The sequence below is a fragment of the Hymenobacter cellulosilyticus genome (assembly GCF_022919215.1).
GTDB classification, from domain to species: Bacteria; Bacteroidota; Bacteroidia; order Cytophagales; family Hymenobacteraceae; genus Hymenobacter; species Hymenobacter cellulosilyticus.
In genome coordinates, this window is sequence record NZ_CP095046.1 from 108,098 (window position 1) to 132,887 (window position 24,790).

27 protein-coding genes, 1 tRNA gene and 1 pseudogene are annotated in these 24,790 nt (G+C 61.8%); 19 read left to right on the plus strand and 10 right to left on the minus strand.

Annotation, left to right across the window (positions count from 1 at the left end; translation table 11 throughout):
* The first annotated feature begins 159 nt into the window (after window positions 1-159).
* Together MUN79_RS00590 and MUN79_RS00595 are read left to right on the plus strand one after the other, a co-directional pair.
* Window positions 160-2,058 (plus strand): TonB-dependent receptor, encoded by a 1,899-nt coding sequence (locus MUN79_RS00590; RefSeq protein WP_244675897.1) that lies wholly within the window; start codon window positions 160-162, stop codon window positions 2,056-2,058.
* A gap of 44 nt (window positions 2,059-2,102) precedes the next feature.
* On the plus strand, window positions 2,103-3,197 hold the full coding sequence (locus MUN79_RS00595; protein WP_244675898.1) for a YncE family protein: 1,095 nt from the start codon (window positions 2,103-2,105) through the stop codon (window positions 3,195-3,197).
* A 95-nt stretch (window positions 3,198-3,292) separates the two neighbouring features.
* Here the strand turns inward: MUN79_RS00595 and MUN79_RS00600 are convergent, their stop codons facing one another.
* A complete protein-coding gene (locus MUN79_RS00600) occupies window positions 3,293-3,556 on the minus strand; it encodes a hypothetical protein (protein WP_244675899.1) in 264 nt (87 codons plus the stop codon).
* 248 nt (window positions 3,557-3,804) lie between these two features.
* On the opposite strand from MUN79_RS00600, the gene MUN79_RS00605 reads away from it, so the two are divergent.
* From MUN79_RS00605 to MUN79_RS00615, 3 genes are all read left to right on the plus strand, one after another.
* A complete protein-coding gene (locus MUN79_RS00605) occupies window positions 3,805-4,164 on the plus strand; it encodes a hypothetical protein (protein ID WP_244675900.1) in 360 nt (119 codons plus the stop codon).
* Window positions 4,161-4,733, plus strand: a complete 573-nt coding sequence (locus tag MUN79_RS00610) for a helix-turn-helix domain-containing protein (protein WP_244675901.1) — start codon at window positions 4,161-4,163, stop codon at window positions 4,731-4,733. The genes MUN79_RS00605 and MUN79_RS00610 overlap by 4 nt, the downstream gene beginning before the upstream one ends.
* A gap of 185 nt (window positions 4,734-4,918) precedes the next feature.
* A complete protein-coding gene (locus tag MUN79_RS00615) occupies window positions 4,919-7,261 on the plus strand; it encodes a B12-binding domain-containing radical SAM protein (RefSeq protein ID WP_375378227.1) in 2,343 nt (780 codons plus the stop codon).
* Between the two features lie 24 nt (window positions 7,262-7,285).
* On the opposite strand, the gene MUN79_RS00620 is transcribed toward MUN79_RS00615, so the two are convergent.
* The 4 genes from MUN79_RS00620 to MUN79_RS00635 all read right to left on the minus strand — a co-directional run bounded on the left by MUN79_RS00620 (window position 7,286) and on the right by MUN79_RS00635 (window position 9,918).
* On the minus strand, window positions 7,286-8,380 hold the full coding sequence (locus MUN79_RS00620) for a hypothetical protein (protein WP_244675903.1): 1,095 nt from the start codon (window positions 8,378-8,380) through the stop codon (window positions 7,286-7,288).
* A gap of 76 nt (window positions 8,381-8,456) precedes the next feature.
* Complete coding sequence (locus tag MUN79_RS00625) at window positions 8,457-8,993, minus strand: GNAT family N-acetyltransferase (protein ID WP_244675904.1); 537 nt, start codon at window positions 8,991-8,993, stop codon at window positions 8,457-8,459.
* A gap of 27 nt (window positions 8,994-9,020) precedes the next feature.
* A complete protein-coding gene (locus MUN79_RS00630; RefSeq protein WP_244675905.1) occupies window positions 9,021-9,260 on the minus strand; it encodes a hypothetical protein in 240 nt (79 codons plus the stop codon).
* 25 nt (window positions 9,261-9,285) lie between these two features.
* A complete protein-coding gene (locus MUN79_RS00635; protein WP_244675906.1) occupies window positions 9,286-9,918 on the minus strand; it encodes an NAD(P)-dependent oxidoreductase in 633 nt (210 codons plus the stop codon).
* Window positions 9,919-10,116: 198 nt separating this feature from the next.
* Between MUN79_RS00635 and MUN79_RS00640 the strand changes: the two genes are divergently transcribed.
* From MUN79_RS00640 to MUN79_RS00680, 9 genes are all read left to right on the plus strand, one after another.
* Window positions 10,117-10,189: transfer RNA gene (locus MUN79_RS00640), tRNA-Gly, on the plus strand.
* A gap of 434 nt (window positions 10,190-10,623) precedes the next feature.
* Window positions 10,624-10,854: a hypothetical protein gene (locus tag MUN79_RS00645; protein ID WP_244675907.1), complete on the plus strand. Its 231-nt coding sequence runs from the start codon at window positions 10,624-10,626 to the stop codon at window positions 10,852-10,854.
* 225 nt (window positions 10,855-11,079) lie between these two features.
* Complete coding sequence (locus MUN79_RS00650; protein ID WP_244675908.1) at window positions 11,080-11,874, plus strand: hypothetical protein; 795 nt, start codon at window positions 11,080-11,082, stop codon at window positions 11,872-11,874.
* Between the two features lie 187 nt (window positions 11,875-12,061).
* A complete protein-coding gene (locus MUN79_RS00655; protein ID WP_244675909.1) occupies window positions 12,062-12,691 on the plus strand; it encodes a hypothetical protein in 630 nt (209 codons plus the stop codon).
* A gap of 118 nt (window positions 12,692-12,809) precedes the next feature.
* Window positions 12,810-13,943, plus strand: a complete 1,134-nt coding sequence (locus MUN79_RS00660; protein ID WP_244675910.1) for an SMI1/KNR4 family protein — start codon at window positions 12,810-12,812, stop codon at window positions 13,941-13,943.
* Window positions 13,944-13,975: 32 nt separating this feature from the next.
* Window positions 13,976-14,164, plus strand: a complete 189-nt coding sequence (locus MUN79_RS00665; protein ID WP_244675911.1) for a hypothetical protein — start codon at window positions 13,976-13,978, stop codon at window positions 14,162-14,164.
* A 46-nt stretch (window positions 14,165-14,210) separates the two neighbouring features.
* Window positions 14,211-14,603: a hypothetical protein gene (locus MUN79_RS00670; RefSeq protein ID WP_244675912.1), complete on the plus strand. Its 393-nt coding sequence runs from the start codon at window positions 14,211-14,213 to the stop codon at window positions 14,601-14,603.
* Between the two features lie 205 nt (window positions 14,604-14,808).
* Window positions 14,809-14,976: a hypothetical protein gene (locus tag MUN79_RS00675; protein WP_244675913.1), complete on the plus strand. Its 168-nt coding sequence runs from the start codon at window positions 14,809-14,811 to the stop codon at window positions 14,974-14,976.
* A 49-nt stretch (window positions 14,977-15,025) separates the two neighbouring features.
* Window positions 15,026-17,176 (plus strand): DUF4132 domain-containing protein, encoded by a 2,151-nt coding sequence (locus MUN79_RS00680; protein ID WP_244675914.1) that lies wholly within the window; start codon window positions 15,026-15,028, stop codon window positions 17,174-17,176.
* 107 nt (window positions 17,177-17,283) lie between these two features.
* Here the strand turns inward: MUN79_RS00680 and MUN79_RS00685 are convergent, their stop codons facing one another.
* A complete protein-coding gene (locus MUN79_RS00685; RefSeq protein ID WP_244675915.1) occupies window positions 17,284-17,886 on the minus strand; it encodes a hypothetical protein in 603 nt (200 codons plus the stop codon).
* Between the two features lie 276 nt (window positions 17,887-18,162).
* Here MUN79_RS00685 and MUN79_RS00690 point away from each other — a divergent pair, with 276 nt between their 5' ends.
* Entirely contained in the window at window positions 18,163-18,678 is a 516-nt protein-coding gene (locus MUN79_RS00690) for a hypothetical protein (RefSeq protein WP_244675916.1), read from the plus strand.
* Between the two features lie 197 nt (window positions 18,679-18,875).
* Here the strand turns inward: MUN79_RS00690 and MUN79_RS00695 are convergent, their stop codons facing one another.
* Window positions 18,876-19,721 carry an SDR family oxidoreductase gene (locus tag MUN79_RS00695; protein WP_244675917.1) on the minus strand — a complete coding sequence of 282 codons (846 nt, stop codon included), beginning with the start codon at window positions 19,719-19,721 and terminating at the stop codon, window positions 18,876-18,878.
* A 79-nt stretch (window positions 19,722-19,800) separates the two neighbouring features.
* Between MUN79_RS00695 and MUN79_RS00700 the strand changes: the two genes are divergently transcribed.
* A complete protein-coding gene (locus MUN79_RS00700; protein ID WP_244675918.1) occupies window positions 19,801-20,244 on the plus strand; it encodes a winged helix-turn-helix transcriptional regulator in 444 nt (147 codons plus the stop codon).
* Between the two features lie 257 nt (window positions 20,245-20,501).
* Here the strand turns inward: MUN79_RS00700 and MUN79_RS00705 are convergent, their stop codons facing one another.
* On the minus strand, window positions 20,502-21,545 hold the full coding sequence (locus MUN79_RS00705; RefSeq protein WP_244675919.1) for a LacI family DNA-binding transcriptional regulator: 1,044 nt from the start codon (window positions 21,543-21,545) through the stop codon (window positions 20,502-20,504).
* A 241-nt stretch (window positions 21,546-21,786) separates the two neighbouring features.
* On the opposite strand from MUN79_RS00705, the pseudogene MUN79_RS00710 reads away from it, so the two are divergent.
* From MUN79_RS00710 to MUN79_RS00720, 3 genes and pseudogenes are all read left to right on the plus strand, one after another.
* A pseudogene (locus MUN79_RS00710) lies at window positions 21,787-22,841 on the plus strand (LacI family DNA-binding transcriptional regulator).
* Window positions 22,842-22,951: 110 nt separating this feature from the next.
* A complete protein-coding gene (locus MUN79_RS00715) occupies window positions 22,952-23,455 on the plus strand; it encodes a cupin domain-containing protein (RefSeq protein WP_244675920.1) in 504 nt (167 codons plus the stop codon).
* A 178-nt stretch (window positions 23,456-23,633) separates the two neighbouring features.
* Entirely contained in the window at window positions 23,634-24,176 is a 543-nt protein-coding gene (locus MUN79_RS00720; RefSeq protein ID WP_244675921.1) for an inorganic diphosphatase, read from the plus strand.
* A gap of 80 nt (window positions 24,177-24,256) precedes the next feature.
* On the opposite strand, the gene MUN79_RS00725 is transcribed toward MUN79_RS00720, so the two are convergent.
* Together MUN79_RS00725 and MUN79_RS00730 are read right to left on the minus strand one after the other, a co-directional pair.
* On the minus strand, window positions 24,257-24,451 hold the full coding sequence (locus tag MUN79_RS00725; protein ID WP_244675922.1) for a hypothetical protein: 195 nt from the start codon (window positions 24,449-24,451) through the stop codon (window positions 24,257-24,259).
* Complete coding sequence (locus tag MUN79_RS00730) at window positions 24,451-24,771, minus strand: hypothetical protein (RefSeq protein WP_244675923.1); 321 nt, start codon at window positions 24,769-24,771, stop codon at window positions 24,451-24,453. Before MUN79_RS00730 ends, MUN79_RS00725 begins: the two co-directional genes overlap by 1 nt.
* Between the last annotated feature and the right edge of the window lie 19 nt (window positions 24,772-24,790).

Consider the following 24,790-nt stretch of genomic DNA (forward strand, 5'->3'; position numbering starts at 1 on the left):
TGTTTTCAGCCTCGGCTTCTAGTTGGCTTTTCTTCGCAGAAATAGGCCGGCGGGAAGTTTTGAACCGAATTTTCCTAAACCGGAAATTTGGTTCGGATGATTGGTTTTTACCGTTTCCGGTGGCTTGGGCCACCTTTTCTACTTGCTTTGGCCGCCGGCATGGCTGGGCCAATAGCAGGGCACGCCCAGCAACTGCCCGCCGACTCGACACGGCAGATTCAGCAGGTGCAGCAGCTGCCCGCGGTCAGAGTTCAGGCCGGGCAACCCAGCCGCTTTGCCGTCGGTAGCCGCACGCTCACCCTCGACTCGGTGGCCCTGGCCCACTACCGCAGCGGCACCGTGGCTGATGTGCTGTCGGCCCGCACGCCTTTATATATTAAGAACTACGGGCCGGGGCAGTTATCCTCTATTTCAATTCGAGGTACCTCAGCCCGCCATACAGCCGTGCTCTGGAACGGGCTCAACATCAGCCTGCCGTCCCTGGGCGAGTCGGACTTTGCGTTGCTGCCTAATAGCGGCGCTACCCAGGTGCAGGTGCAGCACGGCCCGGCCAGCGCATTGTACGGCAGCAGTTCCATCGGCGGCACCGTATTGCTTTCCTCACCGGCCCGCTGGAATACGGGCCCGCGGGCTTCGTTTCAAACCGAGCTGGGCAACTTTGGCTTGCAGGCCAACAGTCTGGAAGGCGGCTTCAGCAATGCCCGCGTTTCGGTGCGGACCAGCGCCTCCCAACGCTCGGCCCAGAACGATTTTTCCTACGAGGTGCGCGAGGCCAGCGGGATGGTGCGCCGCCGCCAGGAAAATGCCGCTTTTCGCCAGTGGAGCCTAGCTCAGGACATCCAGTTGCGCACCGGCGAGCATAGCGAGTGGCAGGCCGCCGCTTGGCTGACCGATGCCGACCGGCAGATTCAGCCCTCGACGGGCTCGGCCAATACCCATGCCCGGCAGCGCGACCAAAGCCGCCGCCTGCTGGCCGGCTACCACCACGTAGCGGCTCGTCACGAGTCGGGGGTGCGGGTAGCCTGGTTTGAAGACGTGCTCAACTACCGCTCCGATGACGTGACCAACAACTCCCGGGTGCAGACCACCCAGGCTCAGGCGGAGCACACGTTTACCTTTCGACCCAATGCCAGTCTGCGCGTGGGTGCAGAAGCCCAGCACTTCAGCGGGCGGGTAGATGGCTACCAACAGTCTATCGACGAGAACCGCTACGCCGGCTTTGCCCTGCTGCGCTACGACCCGCGGCCCAGGCTGCACCTGACGGCTAACCTGCGCCAGGCCTTGCTCCCGGGACGGCGGGCGCCCCTCACTCCTACTCTAGGTGCGGAGTGGCAGTTCTGGCAAACCGATGCCCAAACTCTGGCCGCGAAGGCCAACGCATCGCGCAGCTACCGGGCTCCCACGCTCAATGAGCGGTTTTGGCCCACCGGCGACCCAAACCTGGCTCCGGAGTCGGGGCTGGGCTACGAGGGCGGGCTGACCTACGAGTGGAAACCACGGGAAGACCTGACACTACAGAGTGAGCTGACTGGTTACCATCAACTCGTGGATAACTGGGTGCAGTGGCTGCCCGACCGCCTGGGCCGCTACACGCCCAAAAACCTGCGCCAGGTGCGGGCCCAGGGCGTAGAGCTTGGCTCCCACCTGCGCTGGACGCACCGGTGCTACCAGGTGCGGGCCGGAGTGGAATACGCCTATACCCAGTCCAGGAAAGTGCGGGGCTACAACGACGACCCCGACCCGGTAAACCAGCAGCTGGCCTACGTGCCCCTGCACGCGGCGGCCTTCAGCTCCGACCACGCTTGGCGGCGCTGGGTGCTGTCCACGGTCCTGACGTACACGGGCACCCGCTTTATCGACGCCACGGGCAGCAACAAACTGCCGGGCTATACCCTGCTCAATGCCACGGTGGGCCACACGGTACGGGTCACGCCGGCCTGGTCGGCCACGGTGCTGGTGCAGGGCTTCAACCTAACCAACCTGGTGTACCAGAGCTACGAGTACCGCGCCATGCCGCTACGCTCGGGCAGCGTGAGTCTGCGCGTGAACTGGCACTAGTCCAACGAATCAATAACTCTTCACTTTTCCACTTTCCCCTACCCATGCTTTCCGCACAACCCTTTTCTACTCTGTTTTCCCGCTTCGCCCTCGTCGGCGGCCTGGCTTTGGCCCTGGGCAGCTGCTCCGACGATCCGGAAGAAGCCGGGCCCTTGTACAACATCAGCAAGGATGGCAACAACGTCTTCGTACTGAATGAAGGCAAGTTTCAGACTCCTAACGGGGCCGTTTCCTACTTCAACAAGGGCAGCAAGACGGTAGTCGACAAGAGCATTTTCCAGACCGTAAACCAGCGGGAACTGGGCGACGTGGTACAGTCGATGCTGGTGGTAGGCAACCAAGGCTACATCGTGGCCAACAACAGCAAGAAGGTGGAAGTAGTGAACCTGACCACGTTTAAGACTATAGCTACGGTCAAAAACCTGGAGCAGCCCCGCTACGCGGTAGCGGCCGGTACCAACAAGGCGTACATCACCGAGTGGGTAAAATACGGCAGCCCGGGCCGGGTATCGGTGCTGGACTTGACTACTAATACCGTGGTTAAGACCATTACCGTTGGCAAGCAGCCCGAGCAAATCGTGGCCGTGAACGGCAAGGTGTACGTGGCCAACTCGGGCGACAATAACCTGAGCGTTATCAACCCGGCTACCGACGTGGTTGAAGCCACCATCACGGTGCCCGACGGCCCCAGCAGCCTTGTAGTCGACAAAACCAACACCATCTGGGTGCTGGGCGCGGGCTTTACCGTGTACGACTCCAACCCGCCCTACGCCGTGCTGTCGTCGACGCCCGGCAGCCTGACCAAGGTGAACCCGACGACCAACACGGTGCAGTCGAGCCTGGCTTTTGCCAGCAACAACCCCAGCGGCCTGCGCATCGACGGGACGGGCGCCCAGCTCTTCTACCGTTACAAGGGCGCCATCTACCGCATGAGCACCACCGACCTTACGCTGCCCGCTACCCCGCTGATCCGGCGCAGCTTCAGCGGCCTAGACATTGACCCCAAGGACAACACCATCTATGCCGCCGTTACGCCTTCCTACACCACGGCCGGCAAGTTTATCCGCTACCAGGGCACGGGTGCAGCCATCGACTCATTCGAGGTCAATATTGCTCCCAACGGCTTTGTGTTCTATTAATCGTGTGACTTATCCTTAGTGCTTTATTCCTTGTGAATGAAAAAGCCCTTCTGCGACGATGCAGAAGGGCTTTTTCTATGAATGCGGAGGTCGGCTTAGTCTTCCAGGCCGTCGTTGTTACGGTCTTTGGCTTCGCCGGCGTGGTCGTACAGGTCCTTACCAGTGGTGACCTTGGCTGTGTCGTTGGCCATGCCGTTGGTATTGGAGCTGCTTCTTTCGCCGGGAGCGGGGTCCTTGGTTTTGTCGGCGCCGCGCTCTACGTTCGTATCACCCGAGTCGTTACCGGTGTTACAGGCCGTGAGGGAAGCAGTGGCCAGCAGGAAAGCCAGCGCGAGGGGTCGGAGCAGAAAGGTTTTCATGGGTTGGGCTAAATAGGATGGAGAGCTGAAGTACTACCTACGGCTGACCGCCGCCGTGGTTTTTGCGTAAGCACGGAGGCCCCTCAGCCAGCTCCTCAATCAGACCAACAACCGCCAGAATAAATTTGCTTTGCCTGCCACCCGGACAGCTAGCGGCCGGCGCAAGATCAGGGTAACCGACAAGCTGAGCCTTGCCGCCAAATGCGCCGAAACTGCTTTCCGGGTATATTTGTTGCCACGCTTAGCTTATGAATCGTCTTACCGCCCTGTCTGCCTTTTCTCCTGCCCTGCTGCGCCGCGCCGGCGTGCTGGCGGGCGTAAGTTTTTTATTGGCCCTGCTGCTGATAACCTACCTTTTCGGGGTGTCAGATCATTTCTTCGGTCGATTGTTTGGTGCTTTTTTCGTATTATTCTGGCTCTTAGCCGTTACGTTCCTGGGCGTTGTGCCTTTCGTGAACTGGGCGGCTACTCGTTGGTTTGGTAAAGAATGGTCGGATGAGCCCGCGGCTCCCGTGCGGCGCGCCCGGCCGGCTTCGGCTTCGGTTGCAGTAAATAATCGGAAACCCACGCGGCCCGCGCCGCGGCAGAACACTCCAAAACATCCGTGAAAACGACGCTCCTCCACATTAAGAACATGGTGTGCCCTCGCTGCATCGACGCAGTGCGCCACCTTCTCGAACAGGCCGGCTACCGTCCTACCGAGGTGACTCTCGGCCAGGCGCAGCTCGACCATACCACGCCCGCCGACCCGGCCGTGCTGGCCCCCATTCTGCACGAAGCCGGCTTCGAAGTGCTGATGGGCCGCGCCGACCAGCTCACCGAGCAAATCAAAGGGGCGCTGGGTGAATACCTGGAACACCTGCGCACCGCCCGCATGCCCCTGACCACCTCAGCCTTCCTGACCGAACGGTTTGCGGCCACGTACTCGCACCTGAGCAAAGTATTCTCGCGCACGGCCAACCTGACCATCGAGAAATACCTGATTCGCCTCAAGATTGAGCGGGTCAAGGAAATGCTGAGCTACGGGGAAATGACGCTCAGCGAAATTGCCGACCAGATGCGCTACAGCAGCGGCCAGCACCTGAGCAACCAGTTCCGCCAGGTTACGGGCCGCTCGGTCAGTGAATTCCGCCGGGACCTTATGCCGAAACGACTTTCCCTGGACCAGCTGGCGTAACGACAACGGCCGGCTGCCGCAGCCCTTCAAGTATGCCTTACCAACCTGGGGCGCCCAAGAAACTTGTTTTTCGGGCGCCCCAATTGCGTTTACGGCCCGGGAATCGGGGCCGGTCCTGAACCAACAGCCGGCGCTACACTGTTCGGGCGTATCTTTGTGGTTCTCTTTGTCGTGCCTCCGTGTCTATTGCCTCGCCCCGAATTCTGCTCATCACGCCGCCGCTCACGCAGCTGAACACGCCCTATCCGGCCACGCCCTACATCAAGGGGTTTCTCGGGGGCCGGGGCTACCAGGTTACCCAGGCCGACCTGGGCCTGGAGCTAGTGCTGAAGCTATTCTCGTCCGAAGGGCTGCAGCGGGTTTTCGCCGAAATCGAGGCCGGCAGCTTTGAGCTAAGCGACAACGCCCGGCGCATGGTGCGCCTGCAGCGCAGCTACCTGGCCACCATCGGACCCGTTATCCGGTTTCTGCAGAACAAGGACAGCACCCTGGCCTCGCGCATCTGCCACAACCGGTTTCTGCCCGAGGCGGCCCGTTTCGACAACATTGCCGACCTGGAAGCCGCCTTCGGCACCCTGGGCCTGCACGACCAGGCCCGGCACTTGGCTACGCTCTACCTGGAAGACCTTGGGGACCTGATAAAGGAAACCGTGGGGCCGCAGTTTGGCTTTTCGCGCTACGCCGAGCGGCTGGGGATGTCGGCCACCTCGTTTGATGCCATGCACGAGGCCCTGCAAACCGCCCCCAACCTGCTGGACCGGATGCTGCTGGAATTGCTCGACGAGCTGGTAGCCCGGGTGGAGCCCGAGGCCGTGGGCTTCTCGGTGCCTTTTCCCGGCAACCTGTACGGCGCCCTGCGCCTGGCAGGCCGCGTGAAAGAGCTGCGTCCACGGGTAAAAACCCTGATGGGCGGCGGCTACCCCAACACTGAGCTGCGCCAGATCAAGGAGCCCCGCTTTTTCGACTACATCGACTTCCTGACCCTGGACGACGGCGAAGGTCCCTGGCTGCGCCTGCTGGAGTACATTCAGCAGGAAAACGAGCTTCGGACCCAGCAAGTTGAGGGTCATGTCGAGCACAGCGAGACATCTGGCGTGCTGACGGCTGCTTACCATTCCAACGACAGCACGCTAGCTGCTTCGGCTTTGCCTCTGCATGACGTTCTTTCGCTACCCACTGTCCTGCCGGACCGCAGCCTGCTGCAGCGCACGTTTCTGCGCAACGAGGCCGGCATTGTGGAGTACATTAACCACCCGCACCCCGATGTTCCGCACACTGAAGTCGGCACGCCCGACTACAGCGACCTGCCGCTGACGGAGTACTTGTCGGTAATCGAGGTGCTGAATCCCATGCACCGGCTCTGGAGCGACGGGCGGTGGAACAAGCTCACCATTGCCCACGGCTGCTACTGGAAGCGCTGCTCGTTCTGCGACGTGACGCTCGACTACATTTCCCGCTACGAAACCGCCCCGGCCACCCTGCTCGTGGACCGGATTGAGCAAATCGTGCGGCAAACTGGGCAGACCGGCTTTCACTTCGTGGACGAGGCCGCCCCGCCCCTGGCTTTGCGTGACTTGGCCATTGAGCTCATTAAGCGGCAGGTGAATATTACGTGGTGGGGCAACATCCGCTTCGAGAAAACCTTCTCGCCCGACTTGTGCCGCCTGCTAGCCGCCTCGGGCTGCATTGCCGTATCGGGCGGACTGGAAGTGGCCTCCGACCGGCTCTTGGCCCTGATGGAAAAAGGCGTGACCATTGCCCAGGTGGCCCGCGTCACGGATGGCTTTACCCAGGCCGGCATCATGGTGCATGCCTACCTGATGTACGGCTTCCCGACCCAGACCACCCAGGAAACTGTGGACGCGCTGGAGGTGGTGCGGCAGCTCTTCGGGGCGGGCATCGTGCAAAGCGGCTACTGGCACCGCTTCGCCATGACGGCCCACTCCCCCGTGGGGAAAAACCCGGCCAAGTACCAGGTGGTGCCCATCGGGCCTGAGCCCGGCGACTTTGCCTGGAACGACCTGTGGCACGACGACCCCACCGGCACCGACCACGAGAAGTTCGGCGCGGGCCTGGCCAAGGCGCTCTACAACTACATGCACGGCATAGCCCTGGACGAACCCCTGAGCTTCTGGTTCGACTTCAAAACGCCCCGCCCCACGGTTCCGCGCCAGCTGATTCAGCAGGCGCTGCAGGACCCGGGCAAGCCGGATTTTGCCAAGCATAACCAGCGCCTGTTCTGGCTGGGCAACGTGCCGGAGCTGCGCTACACCGACGCCAAGAAAGGCCAGCGCGCCGTGCTGACGTTCTACGAGCAGGCCGAAGACTTCGAAGTCAAAACCGCCGCCCCGCTGGGTCCCTGGCTGCACAAGCTTATCACCGGCCTGGCCACGGACTACGATACCAAACTGCTGCTCAAGGATGCCGCCGCTACTTTCCCGACCAGCGTAGCCGGCATGAGCTTCGAAGCCTTTGTGGCCTCCCACGCCTGGCAACTGCTGCGTGAAAAAGGTCTGCTGATCTTATAAGCAGCGTCGAAAGCAGCGGCGACCCTACAGCGCCTTGCGTTGGCGCAGCCAGGAGGTCAAATCATCCACGAAGCCGGGCGCGGGCTGGGTCCAGGTCCATTTTCCGTCGGAACTCAGGCGGCCGGGCACGATAAAGTCAGCATTGGCCTGAGATATTACCCGCACCTGGGAGCCTTGCCGCGCGCCCACCGCCAACCGCAGGCGCTTGGCACTGTCGCGGGCGTTCAGGCTAGTGTCGTTGGCCGCATACAGGGCCAGGGCCGGAATCCGCAGGCGGCTTAGCTGCTGGAAGGGCTTGGCTTCGGCGGCAGAAGTGGCCTCCACGTTTTCCAGGAGCACAAAGCTGGGAGCCGGCTCGGTGAGGCCAATGGTTTCTATGACCCGCACGGCGTTGGCCCCGCGCAGCCATAGCCCTACCTGGGTGGAATCGACGGCCGGGTGCTTGCGCAGAGCCTGAAACGTGGCGGCCACACTGCGGATGACGGTCGAGTCGCCCTCGGGCACGGTGCTGGTGGGCACTACTACGGTCAAAAACCCCTGGCGGGCCAGCAAGTCGGCGCGGGCGGCAGCAGAGGCCGCCGAGCCGGCATCGGCCAGCAGGGCCACCGCGGAATGGCGCGTGACGGTATCGGCGGGAATCAGCAGGGTCAGGCTTTGGGTGCGGCCGTTGGCTTGCCAGCTAACGGCTTTTTCTTGGTAAGCCCGTGGCGCGGCCTGCCCCCGGCGCACCCACACAAACTCGGTCTTGATGCTGTCCAGGGTAAATAGGCCCCGCAGAAAGTCGCCCTCCCGAATGGCGTTAACCGAGGCTTTGCTCAGCTGGCCGGGCTGCTCAAACATCAGCTGGGGCTCCTTGTAGCGCAGGTTGGTGGCGGCAAAGCTCAGTCCTGGCAGCTCGGGAAAGGTCATATCAGCCTCCAGCTTCCCAGGCGAAACTTCCCGCAAGTCCAGCGCTACCCGCAAATCGGTACCCTGGTAGCTGATGGGGCCTTCGTAGTGGCCCGTGGGTAAGGGCAGCGTGGTAGCCTCCCTGCCGCCCCCGGAAGAGCAGCCGCCCAGCAGCAGAGCCAGCGCCGCGCTAGGCAGCAAGGCCCCGCAGCGGCGGGCCGGGAAAGACATAAGCGGAAATATTCGCACAGCGTGAACGGGAGGTTACCGGAGCGCAAAGGTAATGACCGGGCGGAATGTGCGCGGTTTACAGGCCTTTGCGCAGAATCAGGTCCGTCTGCACGTCCTGACCCACCTTAAACTCATGCTTGCCGATTTCCCGGAACCCAAAGCGGCGGTAGAACTCAATGGCCGGCTGATTTCGCTCCCACACGCCCAGCACCACCGTGCGGCACTGGTGCTGCCGGGCTTCCTCTATAGCCCGCCGCATAAGAGCTGCGCCCAGGCCGGTGCCAATCCAATCCTGGCGCACGTACAGCCGCTCGATTTCCAGCCGGCCCGTGGGCTCCTTGCCTTCTTCCAGCCCCAGCGCGGAGCCCAGCCGCAGCTTGGCATAGCCCACGGCTTCCTGCTGCATATGGGCCAGCAGAAAGGTGGTTTGCGGGTCGTTGAGCTCGGCCAGCTGCTTTTCCTCGCTGAAGGTGGCGGCCAGAAACTCGGCCATGTCCTCGGGCGTGTTATCGGCCGCGAAGGTGTCGTGGAAGGTTTGGCGGCCCAAATTGGCGAGCTGGGCAGCTACGGCCGGGGTGCGTTTGGCAACGGAAATTCGAAGTGGAGAAGACATACAAGCAAAAAAGAAAAGGCAGCGCCGTTAGTCGATAACGTCGTTCTGCCGGTTGTTGCGGCGCAAACGCCAGCCCATGCGTAGCATAAACAGCGCCCCGACCAGAAACACCAGCGTCAGGACGGTGCGCTCCGTGGTCAGGGTACCGGCTTGCCAGGCCCGGTACAAATCCGGGGAGCGCACGGCCAGGGCCACGAGCAGCAGCACGCCGGCCAGCAAATAGAGGGAACCTGATGCCGAATTACGGCCCGCCGGAGGATATGCCATGGCGCAAGAAGTTAAGAGGTCAAACTTAATACGAAATTCCCACGGCCCGCCCCACGAAGGCATCAGTGGCAAGCTGCTTGAGCATAAACTGCGCAACATCGGCCCGCGACACCCGGCCTTTGATCTTGGCGTTGGCAAAGCTCAGCGCCACTTTATACCCGCCCGTGGCCTTGCCGTTGGTCAGCCCCGCAGGCCGCACGATGGTCCACTCCAGACCACTGTGCTGAATCAGGGCCTCCTGCCGCTCCTTATCAGCCATGATGTGCTTGAGAAACAGCGGCGCCACGATTTTGCCGAACACAAACCCTACTTCGTTCTTGCTGCTCCCCACCCCCAGCGACGATTCGCAGATCAGCCGCTGCACCCCGTATTTGCGCATGCACTCAATAATGTGCTGGGTGCCATCCGACAGCGTAGTATCCCCCGCCTGGTTCTTCTTCACGCCCAGGGCCAGCAGCACGGCCTCGTGCCCGGGTATGGCGGCTTCCACGGTTTCGGGCCGGAGCACATCCCCCTGTACCACCCGCAGATTCGGGTGCGCCAGCTTAAACTTAGCCGGGTCGCGCACAAAGGCCGTGACGCTGAACTGCTGGTCGAGGGCCTGCTGCACCAGTTGGCGGCCAGTAGCGCCGGAAGCACCGAAAATGAGGATTTTCATAAAGCGGGAGATTAAGCAAAAGAACGGTTGGCCCAGGAAGCTGGAGCGCAATTCAGTCCTCATACGCAAGCTCCTGACTTGGGTGGCACTTCCGGCAGCCGGGCCGGGCAGCTAGCTTCGCGGTTAGGGCAAAGTAGTAGGCACCAGCTGTTTCTTGTTTGGTAAATGCTGCGTACTTTTGCCTGTACCAACCTCTAAGCGAGAGTAGCTCAGTTGGTAGAGCATCAGCTTCCCAAGCTGAGGGTCGCGAGTTCGAACCTCGTTTCTCGCTCATTGTAAATCAGCCACTTAGATGCAAGTCTGGGTGGCTGATTTGCTTTTGGGTTATACATAGGATGTTCCTTCTGCCCTTTTTGTTCCGTCATACTACTTTTCGATAGTAAAGCGCCCCTAAGCTCCGCCCGACGAAGCGGGAGCACAGGAAGAGCCGGCATGGTAGGTTGGGACACTATTGCTTCCTTTGCTTATGACTCACCTCCTCTTTGCAACGGTATGGCTGCTCTGGAGCAGCGTGGCGGCGCCCCCGTACAAGACTTACTACAACGCGCGCTTTGGCTTCAGCATCGACTACCCCGCCACGCTCAGGCCCCAGCCGGAAGCCGATAATGCCGATGGGCGCCGCTTTGTCTCGGCCGATGGCCTGACCACCCTGACTGCCTACGCGGGCTACGATGTGCTCGATGGGGCCTGCCTCAGTACCGGCAGATGGCCCGCCGGGGGTGGCAGCAAAAGAAAGCCGCGCTGGCGCTGGATCAGAAGCTGGCTACGGGCTACGTCCTGTCGGGTACGGTGGGCCAGCGGATCTTTTACGAGAAGGCCGTGCTGCGGGCCGGCACCCTGACGACCTTCATTTGGGAGTACCCAGCCGCCCAAAAGCAGGCCATGGACGCCGTTATCCGCCATACCATCAGCACGCTCCAGCCCGGCGGCGACTAATGGAGCCGGTGAGCCCGGGCGTGCTGATGGTTCGATCAGGCCGGGGGGTCGGGTATAGTTTGCTGCGGCCCCGCCCCTCTTTACGCTCCAACAAGGCGGGCGGCGCTTCGTATCCACCAAAGGCTGAGGGCCCGGCCCTATAGCGTTTCGTTTTTGCGAATCCTTCTAATCAGCCTTCTATAGTAAGTTGCTTGCCGCTATCTGTTTGACTGTTGTATCCCTCCTATGAAGCACCTATTTTGGCTGGCTGGCTTGAGCCTGGGCCTGGCCGCCTGCCGCCCCGACGCCCCGGCCTCCGCGCCGGTGGCCCGCAACCACGACAACCTGCCTGCCGGCCCGTTTCGCTCCGCTGATGCCGACCAGGCAACTTCTCAGGACACGCTGCACACGGCCGATGGCTCGGTGCTCCACGTTACGCCGGTATCGGCCGATTACTTTGCCCGGTTGCCGGATCCGCTGGGCCGCTACCTCGACAGCACCCTGACGGCCACGAGCGGCCGGGTACGCCGGGAGCACGACGACCTGATCTTCCGGCCGGAACAGGGCCCCGAAGTGCGCTTGCACACAGTGTTGTCGGGCTCCCGCGGTCCGGATGACCCCACCGGGCGGGCCGTGCATTCGTACTGGACCGAGCTGCCCAAAGCCCACCAGTGGGTAGTGGTAACGGAGGAGGAAAACCGCCGGGTAACCACGCTGATTGACCAACGCACCGGGCAGCGCACCGAAGTAGTGGGCGAGCCGGCCGTGTCGCCGGACGGGCGCTACCTCATTGGGGTGAAAAGCGACCAGGCCAACGACGGCAGCGACGAAAGTGCCACGGGAATTCAGCTGTTCCAGCTCGGGGCCGGGCCGCCCCGTCTGCTCTGGACGCGCCAAACCCTGCACTGGGGCGCCACCCGGGCCCGCTGGAGTGGCCCGCGCACGGTGGTGCTGGAGCAGGAGCGCACCCCGCCTAGCCAGGAAGAAGATGGTCCGCCGCCTACCTACGTTGAGGTAACGTTGCCGGACCCAAAAGCTTAGTCACTACTGCGGGCCTGCTTATTTCCGACTCTATGCTCCTGGGCGTTTACTGGTACTACGGCTTTCCCGAGGACCTCTACCACTACGATTTTTTCACGTACCAGCCCGGCACCGGCGGCATGGCCGGGGCCCAGCCGAGCTGAAGGCTACCGTCCGGGTACCCGACCCGGCTAGTCTGCTGAGTGCCGTGCAAACCGTGGCCGCCCGGTATCCGCAGGTGGAGCTGCTGATTCAAGCGCACGGCCCCTTGCTACGCCTCACCCTGGGCGACTGGGCCCTACCCGACTATGCCTTTTTCCTGGCCACCCAGTTGGAAGCCGCCTTGCACCAGTACGAAGCGACGCGTACTGCGGAGCTCCTCCCTGCTGGCGTAGCCCTGCTGCGCCTGGGCCGGGCCGACGACGATACGCCGCCTTACCGCTACGGCGGCATCTTCCAGGCCGTCAGCTCGGGGCCAAAAAAGCACCAGGCCGAAACCGCGTCCCTACGCCTCGACTGCCACCTGCCGCTGCGGCAGAAAGAAGGCTTCCTTAAGGAGCTGGACGCGCTGTGCCAGGCCTTTGGGCTGGATGTGCTGCATTACCTCGACCAGCAAGTAGCCGCCCAAGTAAACCTGATGCTGTTTTTCGGCAATGGCCGGCAGGGCGTGGGTGGCGCGCCGCTGCGCTACACCAACGTAGAGGCGCTGGCCAGCGCTGTGAAACTACCTATAGCGGCCTACAACGCGCAAAGCGGCCATTTGGGCACCTACCCCACGCACTACCCCCGCCAAGGTCCTCACGTGGTGCGGGTAGTAGATGCGGAGTTTGTGCTGTAAGCGGGATGCTGACAAGTTGCTGCCCGGAGCGGCTGCCAGACCCTTTTCATCTTTTTACCCAAGTTTGCCTGCCCACCCGGTTGCCCCATATTCACCTGACTCCACTATACTTCGAGCCATGCCACTACCGACCGATTTTGACGCCCATGATTTCTGGGCAGACAGTGACTACGCCACCAAACAACACACGGAGGCCCCACCCACCGCCGAGCTGATTGCCCGGGTAGAAACGGACCTGGGCTACCGGCTGCCGGCTTTTTACGTAGCCTTGATGCGCACCCGCAACGGCGGTATCCCGCGCAATACCTGCTTCCCGACCACGGAGCCAACCAGCTGGGCCGACGACCACATAGCCATTACCAGCATCAGCGGCATCGGCTACGAGAAGCCGTACGCGCTCTGCGGCGGCATGGGCAGCCAGTTTATGCTGGAGGAATGGGGCTACCCGGCCATCGGGGTGGTGGTCTGCGACTGCCCTTCGGCCGGCCACGACCTGATCATGCTCGACTACCGCGCCTGCGGCCCCGAGGGGAGCCAGCCGTGGTACACGTCGATCAGGAAGATGAGTATCGGATTACGTATCTGGCGCCCAACTTTGAAACGTTCATTCGCGGGCTGGGGCCGGAATCGGCATTTGAGGCCTAACCTTGCGCAGGCATTCGATACTTTCAGCTCGTCTATTGGTCGCTATATGAAATACGGTCCTTTCCTGGCCGCGCTAACCCTGCTCGCCGCCTGCCGGCCTGATACGCCCGCTACGGAGTCGGCCTCTGCTCCGCCCCCAACGGCGGCACCTGAAGCTGCCCCAGCTAACTCAACTGATACGCTACGCCTTCCCGGCGGGGTAGTTCTACAGCTGCAGCCTAGCACTGCCGCCGCTTTCGACCAGCTACCCGCCAGCGCCTTGCCCGCAATAGCCAACGACAGCACGGTGGAAGAAAAGGCGCTGGCTACCGCTCAAGACCGGGTGCGGCGGCAGGAACTCAACTTGATGCTTAAGCCCGACCAGGGCCCGGAGGTACAACTAGCTTCGACGCCACCGGCCGAGTTTACCCTGGAAAACGGCGACGGAGTGCGCTACCAATACTGGGGCAGCCTGCCCACTGCCCACCAGTGGGTAGTGCAGGCCTGGTACTGGGAATCGTCGGGCGTGGTGCTGGTAGACCAGCGCACCGGCCGCCGCGCGGAGCTGCTGGGTACTCCGTCGGCCGCCCCGATGGCCGCCTACTACTGCTCACCAGCCCCGGCCTGAGTGGCGGCGAGCAGCCCAATACCCTGACGCTGGTGCAGATAACGCCGACAGGGCCGCGCAAGCTGTGGCAGCGCGAGCCTACGGCCTGGGAGCCCCAGGAAGTCCGCTGGGCCGCCCCCAACCGGGCCATTCTGAAGCTGCTGCGCGCCGACCAGGACGGTCAGATATCCGACGATGCAGCAGCTACCTACGCTGAGCTGACTCTACCGCCGGTTCGCTAAGCGTCCTCCGTTCACGCTATTTGCCACAACCAGTATTCCCTCTCTCATGCCCTTACTCACTATTCTCGACGAAACCGCCAGCGGCAGCGTGCTGAACCGGCTGGAGCTGGAAATTGCCCAGGAAATGCTCACCGTACGCGAGCTGATTGCCCGCCGCGTGCAGGATGAGGTAGCAACCTACAATGAGCGCCAGAGCGGCATGTTCCAGGGCCTGGTGCAGCCCACCGAGTCGGAGCGGGTGCTGAATGGCTACCGCCTGCGGCCGCGTAAGCTCATCGATGCTGAAAAGCAGGTGTACCGCGCCCTCGAAGCATTTCAGCAAAGCGGCTTTTTCGTGTTGGTAAACGACCAGCAGGTCGAAAGTCTGGACGAGGAAGTTTGGCTGGGCTCGGGCGCTACGGCCAGCTTTATCAAGCTCACGCCCCTGGTCGGCGGCTGATTCACACGGCTTCCGGCCCGTTTTCCTGATCTGTTCACGTCCCCTTGTACACCATGCCTGTTACCAAGCAACCCTATAATCCCGCTATTCTGGAAGGCGCCAGCGCCGAAGCTATAGAAATGAAGCCCGTGCTGGCCGAGCTAATCCCCAGATCCTGGAGAAAAGCTACTATACCAAACTCAACGAGCTACCTGCCTACCAGGCCGTGCGCGCCGAGAATGCCGCCTACCAGGGCCGGGTGGCCCTGGCTTTGGCCACCGCCATGCAGCGCTGCGCCCAGGATGATTACCGCGTCCGCTATGGCATGGGCGAGCTGCTGGGGGGCTGTTGCGCGGCACCCTGGGGCTGGGCGAAGACGACTACCTGCGACTGACCCAGCTGTACGGCCTGAACCTGAACGACCCCAGTCCTCAGCTGGATCTGTGGCCTTACCCCTGGGGCCTTACGCTAGCCCAGATTGGCCGGCTAGCCAAAAAGCAGGGCCAGCTTGGCGCCCGCTGCGGGAAGTACTCACGGCCATCTACCAGGCTACCACCGGCGGGCAGCGCGACGAGGTTCAGCTTAATCTGAAAGCCCAGGAAATCCTAAATCTGACCGGCGAACAACAGGCGCCCACGGTAACCTTTGCCGACGGTGACCCGCTTGGTCAGCAGCTCAACCAGTTCGTAGCCGGCCTCGACTCCGGCGCGGCGGCCCAGTGGGTACCGCTGCTCCAGCTCTGGCAGAAAGCTACGGCTGGCCAGCCCAGTGCCAAGCTGCGTAAGGAGCTGGACGCCGCCACGGCCGCTGTTGGCCCCGCTGCCGTGCGCGAGCAAGGCTGCACCTGGCTCCAGCTGTTGGCCAGCATGCCGGTCGTAGAGCGGGCCCACGTGCACGACTACGGCAATGGCTCAGTGTACAACTACACCAGCTGGGACTTCCTGACCGATGCCAATATGGTCGTAGCCAAGGGCCTTGTGTGGACCATGCAGACCCTGGCCGACGCGGGCGTACTGGCGCAACTGACGGCCCTGGCGGCGAAGTGCTTCCGCAAGATTCCGGGTAAGGGCCCTCTGGCGGCTGGCCTGGGCAACGCCTGCCTGCTGGCATTGTCGCAAAACGGCCTGCCCGGCGTGGCTGCCCTGGCGCGGGTCCGCTCGAAGATCCGGCAAACCAACACCCAGGAAACCATTGCCCGCTACATTGCCCAGGAGTCGGAAAAGCTGGGGGTGAGTCCGGCTGAAATCGAGGACATGGCCGTACCGGATTTTGGGCTGGAAAACGGCCGCCTGGAAGAAGAGTTCAACGACTACAGGGCCACGCTTACCCTCACCGACGGTAAGGCCGAGGTACAGTGGCAGAAAGCCGGCAAATTCCTAAAAAGTGCTCCAGCGGCTCTCAAAGCTACCCACGCCGACGAGCTCAAGGAGCTTAAAGCCGCCCAAACCCAGGCCCAGCAGACGTATACCACCCAGCGTGACCGGCTCGACCGGAGCTTTGTGGAAGAGCGCCGCATTCCCTGGCCCTGGTTTGAGCAATACTACTTCCAGCACGGGCTGATGAGCATATTGGCCCACCCGCTGATCTGGCGCCTGTACCGCCCCGACGGCACCACCCAGGATGCCCTGTTTCAGGACGACGCCTGGCAAAACGCCCACGGCCGGCCCGTGCCCGCGCCTACCGCCGATACGCAGCTGCAGCTCTGGCACCCCGTGCTGGCTTCTACCGACGAGGTACTGGCCTGGCGCCAACTCCTGGAAGAAAAGCAGCTGCGGCAGCCGCTGAAACAGGCCTTCCGGGAAGTGTACCTGCTCACGCCGCCCGAGGAGCGCACCCGTACCTACTCCAACCGCATGGCGGCCCACATTCTCAAGCAGCACCAGTTCAACAGCCTGGCCAAGCTGCGCGGCTGGCGCTACCGCCTGCTGGGCGCCTACGACAAAGGCTACGACTCCGAAACGGCCAGCCTGCCCCTGCCCACCCACGATTTGCAGGCCGAGTTCTGGGTGAGCGAAGTGTACGCCGACGGCGAGTGGAACGACACGGGCATCTACAACTACGTCAGCACCGACCAGGTACGGTTTACCCGCGGTACCGAGCCAGTGCCCCTGCCCGAAGTGCCCCCACTGGCCTTCTCGGAAGTAATGCGCGACGTGGACCTGTTTGTGGGCGTGGCCTCGGTGGGCAACGACCCGCAGTGGCGCGACAATGGCGGGCTGGCCCAGTTCCGCAACTACTGGGAAAGCTACAGCTTCGGCGACCTGAGCGAAGTAGCCAAAACCCGTAAGCTGGCCTTGCAACGCCTGGTGCCCCGCCTGAAAATCGGGAAGGTGAGTGAAATAAAGGGCAACTTCCTGGTCGTGAAGGGCCACCGCCACGTCTACAAGATTCACTTGGGCAGCGGCAACATTCTGATGGAGCCCAACGACCAGTACCTGTGCATCGTACCCGACCGGTCCGGCAAGTCGGCGGCCGCGGCCGACGTATTCCTGCCCTTCGAGGGCGACGCCGTGCTGTCCATTATCCTGAGCAAAGCCCTGCTCCTGATGGACGACGACAAGATTACCGACGAAACCATTCTGCGACAGTTGTAGCCTGAACAGCCACCCGTCGTGTAGCAGTACTCGGCTTCCCGCTCTTCGCTGTCAGCACCCGTCGTAGGAGGTTACCATGCTGCACACGGTTTGAAAACGAACAGCCGCTACTGGCCCGGTAGCGGCTGTTCGTTTTGCAGCTGCTCAGGCGGCAGCTTAGCAAAGCGTAACGTGTCGCCGGCACTGTCCAGGACGTAGGCCGGGGCCTGCCGGCTGATGCGCTGGTAAGTGCCGTCGGGCGTGAAGCTGCCGCCGAACAGGCAATCCTGCGTGTAGCCGGGCACACTGGCCACCGTGGCAGCGTCCGGCGTGAAGGCAATGCGCAGCCGGCAGCCTTTTTCGTCCTCCGGCGCTTTGGCAAAATAGAATGCGGTTTTGCCCCGAAGCGTGGCCCGGCCCAGCACGTTGGCCAGATGGTAAGCCGGCGCCCCGCCGTTGGCATCAACCTGGAAGAGCACCGTCGAGTCGGACTCGGGGTACACCGTCAGGAGGCCACTGGGCTCTTCGCCGGCCGTTTTGCCCCACCAGTACTGACCGGCGTACTGGGCGGTAGCCGGGCCAGTAGCAGTTGGTTGGCGGGCCGTAGTAGCTGGCTCTTTTGGGGTCTGGTTTGAGTCGGGCTGGCTCGTGCAGCCAACTAGACTGGCAGCCAGCACCAGCAATGGCCGGGCTAGGCAGGCAGGTGAACAGGAAAGCAGCTGTTTGAGCATAGGTAGCTAATAGAATGCCGGGCTAATGGTCGAAAGCAAGTTTAAAGTTGAGGTGCGTAAGGTACGACCACGCCAAAATACCTCCTTACTTTACCAGCCGTTTCTGCCTTAGCCCTTACTTGCACGGATGTCTGCTGCCCCTACTCCCTCGAAGCCTTCCGGCACGCCTATTTTGCTCCTATCGACCAGTACCTGGCCTGGCACGACGGCTTTGATGCAGACCCAAAATACCTAACTGCCCTTTCCCCCGTCGAACAGGCGCAGGCCGAAACGGAGTTGCTGACAGCTCTGCGCGACCGGCAGGCCGATGCCCGGGCGTTGTTGGGCTTAGGGTACCTGCGTAGCGAGGAAGCATTGCCCTTGCTGCATAATCTCCTGCGCCAGGGCTGGTATGCGCAGTATGTACTGGGCGCTATTGCCGCTATCAACCCCGCTGGCCTCAACCGCACCATCCTGCTCGAAGTACTACTGAGCAGCACTAGTAGCAAGTCGCAGCTAATGGAAACCCTGATAGGTATATACAGCAGTTTCACCCTGCCGCAAGTAGGCGCGAAAGTAGGGCAAGCCGTGCTCGGGCAGCTCACCCATTCTGATTATCTGATTCGCTACCACGCTTTGGATGCCCTACGCAAACTCTACAGCGTACCCTCCTCGGACAACATCCGGGAAGACGACCTATTTAGCCTGATCTGCAAAAAAGATGCCCCTGGCGCCTACCGGCACGCGCAGCAAATGTTTATCAGCAAAGTGCCCGCTGCTACGCTCCAGCAATTTTCGCTGCAAGGCTCCTGATTCAGCAGGGAGTTACGGCGCGGGGCAGATACTGCTAAGGAAGCAAGCCGAATCTAACGGAAGCACGGCACCCGCCCTCCTATTCTGCCCCAGCCAGCGCCCCGCCAAACGTGAAAGCAACAATACACCACGGCCCCTCTCCCGACGCGCCAGCAGCGCATTGACAGAGGAGCCGTGGAAACGGGGATAATACTCGCCTATTGAAGCGCGGCAGCTACTGCCGTGGTCAAAGGCGTCGTGGGGTGGCCAATCAGCTGGGAGAGCTGGCGGCTGTCGTCGAAGAGGGCACCGGCGGCGGCATCAGCATCCCAGCTGGCTATGCCGTGGGCAAAGCCTTCGGGCACCCCGAAGCTGGCAAGCGCAGCGGCATAGTCGGCGACGGGCAGGTCGCGGTAGGGAATGTCTTTGCCGGTTTGGCGCGAAATTTCCGCGGCCAGCTCGGCTAGGGTGTACGACTCGTCGCCGGCCAACTCGTAGATTTTGCCTTCGTGGCTGGTGCCGGTGAGTACGGCTACGGCAGCATCGGCAAAGTCGGCGCGGGTGGCGGAGGAAATCCGGCCTTCTTTCGCACTGCCGATAAAGGCGCCGCCGGCCACAGCGCCGGAGATGGAGCCGGTGTAGTTTTCAGTATACCAGCCGTTGCGCAGGATGGTGAAAGCCAGGCTCGAGGCTTTGAGGTCGGCTTCCGTGGCGCGGTGCTCTTCGGCCAGGCTTAGGGGTGAGGAATCGGCGTGCAGCACGCTGGTGTAGACGACACGGGTAACGCCGGCCTGCTTAGCGGCTTCAATAACGTTGCGGTGCTGGGTGGCGCGCTGCCCAACCTCACTCGAGGAAATCAGCAGCAGCGTGTTCACGCCGGCCAGAGCAGCAGTGAGGGTTTCGGGCTGGCTGTAATCCGCTTCCCGGACTTCTACGCCCAGGTCGGCAGCTTTGGCCGGGTTGCGGACCAGGGCCACGAGCTGGTCGGCGGCAACCTGGGTTTTGAGTTTTTCAACGACAAGGCGACCGAGCTGACCGGTGGCGCCGGTGATGGCAATTTTCATGGTTTCGTCGATTAAATAAGGAACGAAACAAAAGTAGGTGGTATACTTACGCAAAGTAAGTACGTACAGAAAGGTAAGTATGAAAAAAAGTAGTCAGCCCACCCCGGCAGCCGGCCTCACGCTCACCGACAAGCTGCAGCGGGGCGACCTGCTGTCGGCGGGTTGCCCTTCCCGGGTAGTGCTTAAGCACATTACCAGCCGCTGGGGCGTACTGGCCCTGATGGTGCTGGACGGCGAAACCCGCCGCTTCAGTGAGCTGCGGCGCTTGATTGACGGCGTAAGTGAGCGGATGCTGGCCCAGACCCTGCAGTGGCTCGAAGCCGACGGCCTGGTGAAGCGCGTAGCCTACGACGTAGTGCCGCCCCATGTGGAATACAGCCTGACACCCCTAGGGCAGCAGGCAGCGCAAAAAGTGCGGGCCCTGGCCGATTGGGTGGAAGTCAGCTTCCCCGATGTTCTCCAGCACTGGAATAAAACGACCGGAGTACCGCAACCAGCGGAGGCGGATTCGGAAGCCGGCTAATCAGCCTTCTGTCCTGAAGTTCTACTGGCGTTAATCTAAGGGAACGTCCTATCGGCAAGAACGTCATGCTGAGCCTGTCGAAGCATCTCTACCGCCATAGTAATTGGATTACTACAGCACGCGAGATGTCTCGCTCAGGCTCGACATGACGTTCTTATAGTTTGTAACGAAACTATAGGAATGCTTCGACTGCTTGAACGCCCAGATCAACGGGCCTAGAAGGCCCAGACGACCTACAACGGCGGCTGGCTACCCTGCTACATCGTCGGTTGCTCGGGCTGGCGGATGGATGACTTGCGGACGATGAGCTTAGTGGGCAACAGCACCTGCTGGCTAGGTGCCACGGTGGGGTCGACGGGGTTTTGGAGTTCCTCCAGCAGGATGTCGATGACGTTTTGGGCAATGCTTTCCACCGGCTGGGCAATAGCGGTAATGCCCGGGGTGTAGAGGCGGAACAGGTCGTGGTCGTCGTAGGAAATCAGCGCCAGATCCGTCGGGATGCGTAGGCCCAGCTGGGCAATAGCCTCCAGACCGTAGATGGTCAGGTAGTTGGTAGCGAAGATGATGGCGTCGCACTCGGCCTCGTCCCGAATAAAGTCGTGGATGGCGGCAATGACTTTCTCGGTTTCCTTGGTAACGGCCACGCGCTTCACCTGGGCGGGCAGGTTCTGCTCCTGCAGGGCCTGGGTGTAGCCCCGCAGCCGGTCCTCCATCTGGGTCTGAGCGGAATCGGTGGTGACAAAGGCGATGCGGCGGTAGCCCTGTTCCAGCAGGTGCTCGGTGGCCGCGTAAGTTCCCTGAGCCCCATCCACCACCACGTAGTTGGTGGGCAGGCCCGGCAGGTGCCGGTCGAAGAGCACGGTGGGCGTATGCTCCCGCAGGATGGCGCCGACTTCCTTTTCGATTCCCTCGGAAGGCACGATGGCAAAGCCGTCGACGTGGCGCTCCTGAAACATGGCAATCAGCTCCTTGGTCTTGGTCGGGTCGTTGTCGGTGCTGCAGTAGATGATGCGGTAGCCCCGCTCGAAGGCGTGCTTCTCGATCAGCCAGGCCACGGTAGCGAAGAACGGGTTGGAAATATCCTCCACCACCAGCCCAATGACGTGGGTTTTGCCCGTGCGCAGGCTTTTGGCCAGCTGATTGGGCCGGTAGCCCACTTCCTCCACGTAGGCCAGCACGCGCTGGGCTACCGCGTCGCTGATGCGGCTTTGCTTGGCTTTGCCGTTGAGCACCAAAGACACCGTAGCAATGGACACCTGCAGATGGCTGGCTACATCGTTGATCAACGTCCGTTTTTTCACCTTGCTGTCCATGGGGGCATTTTCTGACTACGTGGGCCCAAAAGTAGAACAAACCTGTTTAGCTCGACAAGATAACTGCCACAGAAGGCCGGCGGCCAGAGCTACAGAAGCGGCTGATAACCCGGCCTCTCGAAAATAGATGCTGCAAATACGGCCAATCAGGACTATTTTGGCCCCTAGGCCAACCCGCCCGGCCCTAAGAACTATCCGGACTCCTTTATCTTTTCTTCCGTTAGAACCCATGGCCACCAAAAAGCAACAGACCTCACTTCGGGACCTGGCCCAGCATCTGGGCGTTTCGGCCTCCACCATTTCGCGGGCCTTAGCCAACCACCACGACATTAGCGAGAGCACCAAGGAACGGGTACGGCAGGCCGCTCAGGAACTCAACTACCGCCCCAACCAGCTGGCGGCCGCCCTGCGCCGCGGCCACAGCAAAACCCTGGGCGTCATTGTGCCCCACATCAAGGGCTACTTTTTTCCGGCCGTCATGAACGGTATCGAAAAAGTAGCTACCCGGGAAGGCTTCAACGTGCTGCTCTGCCAGTCCAACGAAGACCTGAAGCGGGAGCAGCGCAACATTGAGGCCCTGCTGGCGGCCCAGGTCGAAGGCATTCTGATGTCGGTATCGGCCACCACTTACCAGGAAATGCAGCACCTGGAGCAAGTGCGGCAGCAGGGTACGCCCCTGGTTTTCTTCGACCGGGTGCCCGACCTGCCGCGGAGCATGGCCGTTATTCTCGACGATTTTCAGGGAGCTTACCAGTCGGTGCGCCACCTTATTGAGCAGGGCTGCCGCCGCATCGTGCACCTGGCTGGCCCCCAGCACCTGAATACCAGCCGCAACCGGTTTCTGGGCTATAAGGCCGCCCTGGCCGACCATGGCCTGCCCTTCGAGGAAGACTGGGTGTACTCGCTGCCAGCCCTGACGCACGAAGCCGGCCGCCTGGGTATGCAGCACCTGCTGGCCCTAGAGCCGCCCCTCGACGGTATTTTCGCCGCTTACGCCATTCCGTCGGTGGGGCTCTGGAAGTGCTGCGCGAGAAGCAGCTGCGGGTGCCCCAGGATATTGCCCTGGCCTGCTTCAGCAACGAGCCGTTTACCACCATGACCCAGCCCCAGATGACGGTGGTCGACCAGCGGGCCGAGCAGATGGGCGAAACCGCGGTGCGCCTGTTTCTGCAGCTGCTCAAGCGCGGCCCGGCCTACGAGCCGCCCCACCTGATTCTTAAGCCCGAGCTAATTATCCGCGACTCGTCTTTGCACCGCTCCCAGGAGCCCATGGAAGCGCGGTAGATGATGATCTTTGCTTGTCTTATTTGCTTAGCTATTGGGTAGTTGCAGCGCGGCTCGTATTTTCAGCCCCAGCCCTGTCTACTCCCAACCTACTCTCCCATCCCCCGCCTATGAGCTCAGACTTGTCCAAGCAACAGCTTTTCGAGCAAACCCAGCAGCAGCTCCACACCCAGGGCTTTGGCATCACGCAGCAGGACCAGACGCGGCCCTGGGGCGGCTTTTTCGTGCTCGATGAAGACCAGGCCCAGCAGTTTGCCAACACCTATTTCGAAGGTCTTCCCGTGGATCAGCTGCGGATTTCGGGCAAGCTCAGCCCCAAGATTCTGCTCGTGGCCCCGCACCAGCGCCTTTCCTGGCAGTACCACCACCGTCGGGCCGAAATCTGGAAAGTGGTGCGCGGCACGGTGGGCGTAATTACCAGCCCTACCGACGAGGAAGGCGAGCTAAAAACGTACAGTCCGGGCCAGACCATTACGCTGCGCCAGGGCGAGCGGCACCGCCTCGTGGGCCTCGACGACTGGGGCATGATAGCCGAAATCTGGCAGCACACCGACGCCCAGCAGCCTTCCGACGAAAACGACATCGTGCGCGTGCAGGACGACTTTGGCCGCTAGGCAGCCGTAGCGCCTTTCTGCTGCTTCCATAAACCAGCCTTCGAACTCCGGTTCGGAGGCTGGTTTGGCTTTAGCACGGGCCTGGAAACCTGCGGCCAGTGGAAGTTTGTGGCAAGCTCAGCCCTAACAACTTCCGCTTCCCAGGGCAGTATAAGCAGTCCTGCTAAATCTACTGTTTATGAGCTCTTCCTTATTTTCTTTGCCTACCTGGCACCAGCCCTCGGGCCACCTGCACGTCCTTATCGAAACGCCCAAGGGCAGCCGCAATAAGTTTGCCTATGACCCCGAAACGCAGCTGATCAAGCTCAAGGGCACCTTGCCCGAAGGCAGCAGCTTTCCCTACGACTTCGGCTTTGTGCCCTCTACCCTGGGTGCCGACGGCGACCCGCTCGACGTGCTGGTACTCATGGACGCCCCAGCCTTTGCCGGCTGCCTGCTCGAAGCCCGCCTGATCGGGGCCATTGAAGCCGAGCAGACCGAGGACGGCAAAACCGAGCGCAACGACCGGCTTTTGGCCGTTTCGGCCAGCTCCCGCCAGCACCAGCACCTGCACGACACCAAAGATTTACCGGCCCAGCTGCTGCAGGAAATCGAGCATTTTTTCCACTCGTACAATGAGGCCGCCGGCCGGAAGTTTGTGCCCGTACGCCGGGCAGGTGCCAAGCGGGCCCGTACCTTGGTGGAGCAAGCACGGGAAGCCTTTCGCAAAGCCGACTTATAGCAAATAAAAGCTCTGCCTGGGGCCCTTCGGGCTACTACCTGTTTCGCACCGGGCCTTGCCAGTACGCCTTCGGCACAGCGTTACCGTGGCTTGCGCAGTAGGTAACGCGTCTGGGTCAGGGTGCTGATGCTGGTGGTACCCGTATGAATGGGCCGTTGCGGGTCATCAAACCGCAGGCTGGTTTCCACCTGCTGCGTGGCCCGGGTGGGCTGCGTCGAGTTCTGTATTTCGAGTAACTCCCAGCCTTCGGCGGCCAGCTCGTTCAGCGTCGTCATCAGCAGCCCGTCCAGCTCGCCCAGTACGGTTTCGGGGAAGTCTTTTTAGTTTTGGCTGGTTTGAGCATTGTTTGCCCCCGCCAGGCCGGAGCCAGATAAATCTGCTGGTCGTCGTAGAGGTGCACCAGCTGGTACTGGTAGCGCACACCTGGTGTAACGGGCAGCAGGCTACTGCTGGTCGTCGCCTGAAAGGCAGTTTCGGGCAGCTTGGGCAGTGCTGCGCCCAGTGTCGGCGCGACTGGCGCTGTAGACTGAGCTAGGGCCGGGTTAATCAGCAGCAAGGCGGCGGGTAGCAGATAGGCAAGTAAGCGGTATTTCATAGCGAAAGGCATAAATCGT

Bases quoted from the DNA above. Each gene is read 5' to 3' on its own strand.
- MUN79_RS00590 (WP_244675897.1), top strand. From the start codon at position 160: ATGGCTGGGCCAATAGCAGGGCACGCCCAGCAACTGCCCGCCGACTCG.
- MUN79_RS00595 (WP_244675898.1), top strand. From the start codon at position 2,103: ATGCTTTCCGCACAACCCTTTTCTACTCTGTTTTCCCGCTTCGCCCTC.
- MUN79_RS00600 (WP_244675899.1), bottom strand. From the start codon at position 3,556: ATGAAAACCTTTCTGCTCCGACCCCTCGCGCTGGCTTTCCTGCTGGCC.
- MUN79_RS00605 (WP_244675900.1), top strand. From the start codon at position 3,805: ATGAATCGTCTTACCGCCCTGTCTGCCTTTTCTCCTGCCCTGCTGCGC.
- MUN79_RS00620 (WP_244675903.1), bottom strand. From the start codon at position 8,380: ATGTCTTTCCCGGCCCGCCGCTGCGGGGCCTTGCTGCCTAGCGCGGCG.
- MUN79_RS00625 (WP_244675904.1), bottom strand. From the start codon at position 8,993: ATGTCTTCTCCACTTCGAATTTCCGTTGCCAAACGCACCCCGGCCGTA.
- MUN79_RS00630 (WP_244675905.1), bottom strand. From the start codon at position 9,260: ATGGCATATCCTCCGGCGGGCCGTAATTCGGCATCAGGTTCCCTCTAT.
- MUN79_RS00635 (WP_244675906.1), bottom strand. From the start codon at position 9,918: ATGAAAATCCTCATTTTCGGTGCTTCCGGCGCTACTGGCCGCCAACTG.
- MUN79_RS00645 (WP_244675907.1), top strand. From the start codon at position 10,624: ATGGCCCGCCGGGGGTGGCAGCAAAAGAAAGCCGCGCTGGCGCTGGAT.
- MUN79_RS00650 (WP_244675908.1), top strand. From the start codon at position 11,080: ATGAAGCACCTATTTTGGCTGGCTGGCTTGAGCCTGGGCCTGGCCGCC.
- MUN79_RS00660 (WP_244675910.1), top strand. From the start codon at position 12,810: ATGCCACTACCGACCGATTTTGACGCCCATGATTTCTGGGCAGACAGT.
- MUN79_RS00670 (WP_244675912.1), top strand. From the start codon at position 14,211: ATGCCCTTACTCACTATTCTCGACGAAACCGCCAGCGGCAGCGTGCTG.
- MUN79_RS00685 (WP_244675915.1), bottom strand. From the start codon at position 17,886: ATGCTCAAACAGCTGCTTTCCTGTTCACCTGCCTGCCTAGCCCGGCCA.
- MUN79_RS00695 (WP_244675917.1), bottom strand. From the start codon at position 19,721: ATGAAAATTGCCATCACCGGCGCCACCGGTCAGCTCGGTCGCCTTGTC.
- MUN79_RS00700 (WP_244675918.1), top strand. From the start codon at position 19,801: ATGAAAAAAAGTAGTCAGCCCACCCCGGCAGCCGGCCTCACGCTCACC.
- MUN79_RS00715 (WP_244675920.1), top strand. From the start codon at position 22,952: ATGAGCTCAGACTTGTCCAAGCAACAGCTTTTCGAGCAAACCCAGCAG.
- MUN79_RS00720 (WP_244675921.1), top strand. From the start codon at position 23,634: ATGAGCTCTTCCTTATTTTCTTTGCCTACCTGGCACCAGCCCTCGGGC.
- MUN79_RS00725 (WP_244675922.1), bottom strand. From the start codon at position 24,451: ATGACGACGCTGAACGAGCTGGCCGCCGAAGGCTGGGAGTTACTCGAA.
- MUN79_RS00730 (WP_244675923.1), bottom strand. From the start codon at position 24,771: ATGAAATACCGCTTACTTGCCTATCTGCTACCCGCCGCCTTGCTGCTG.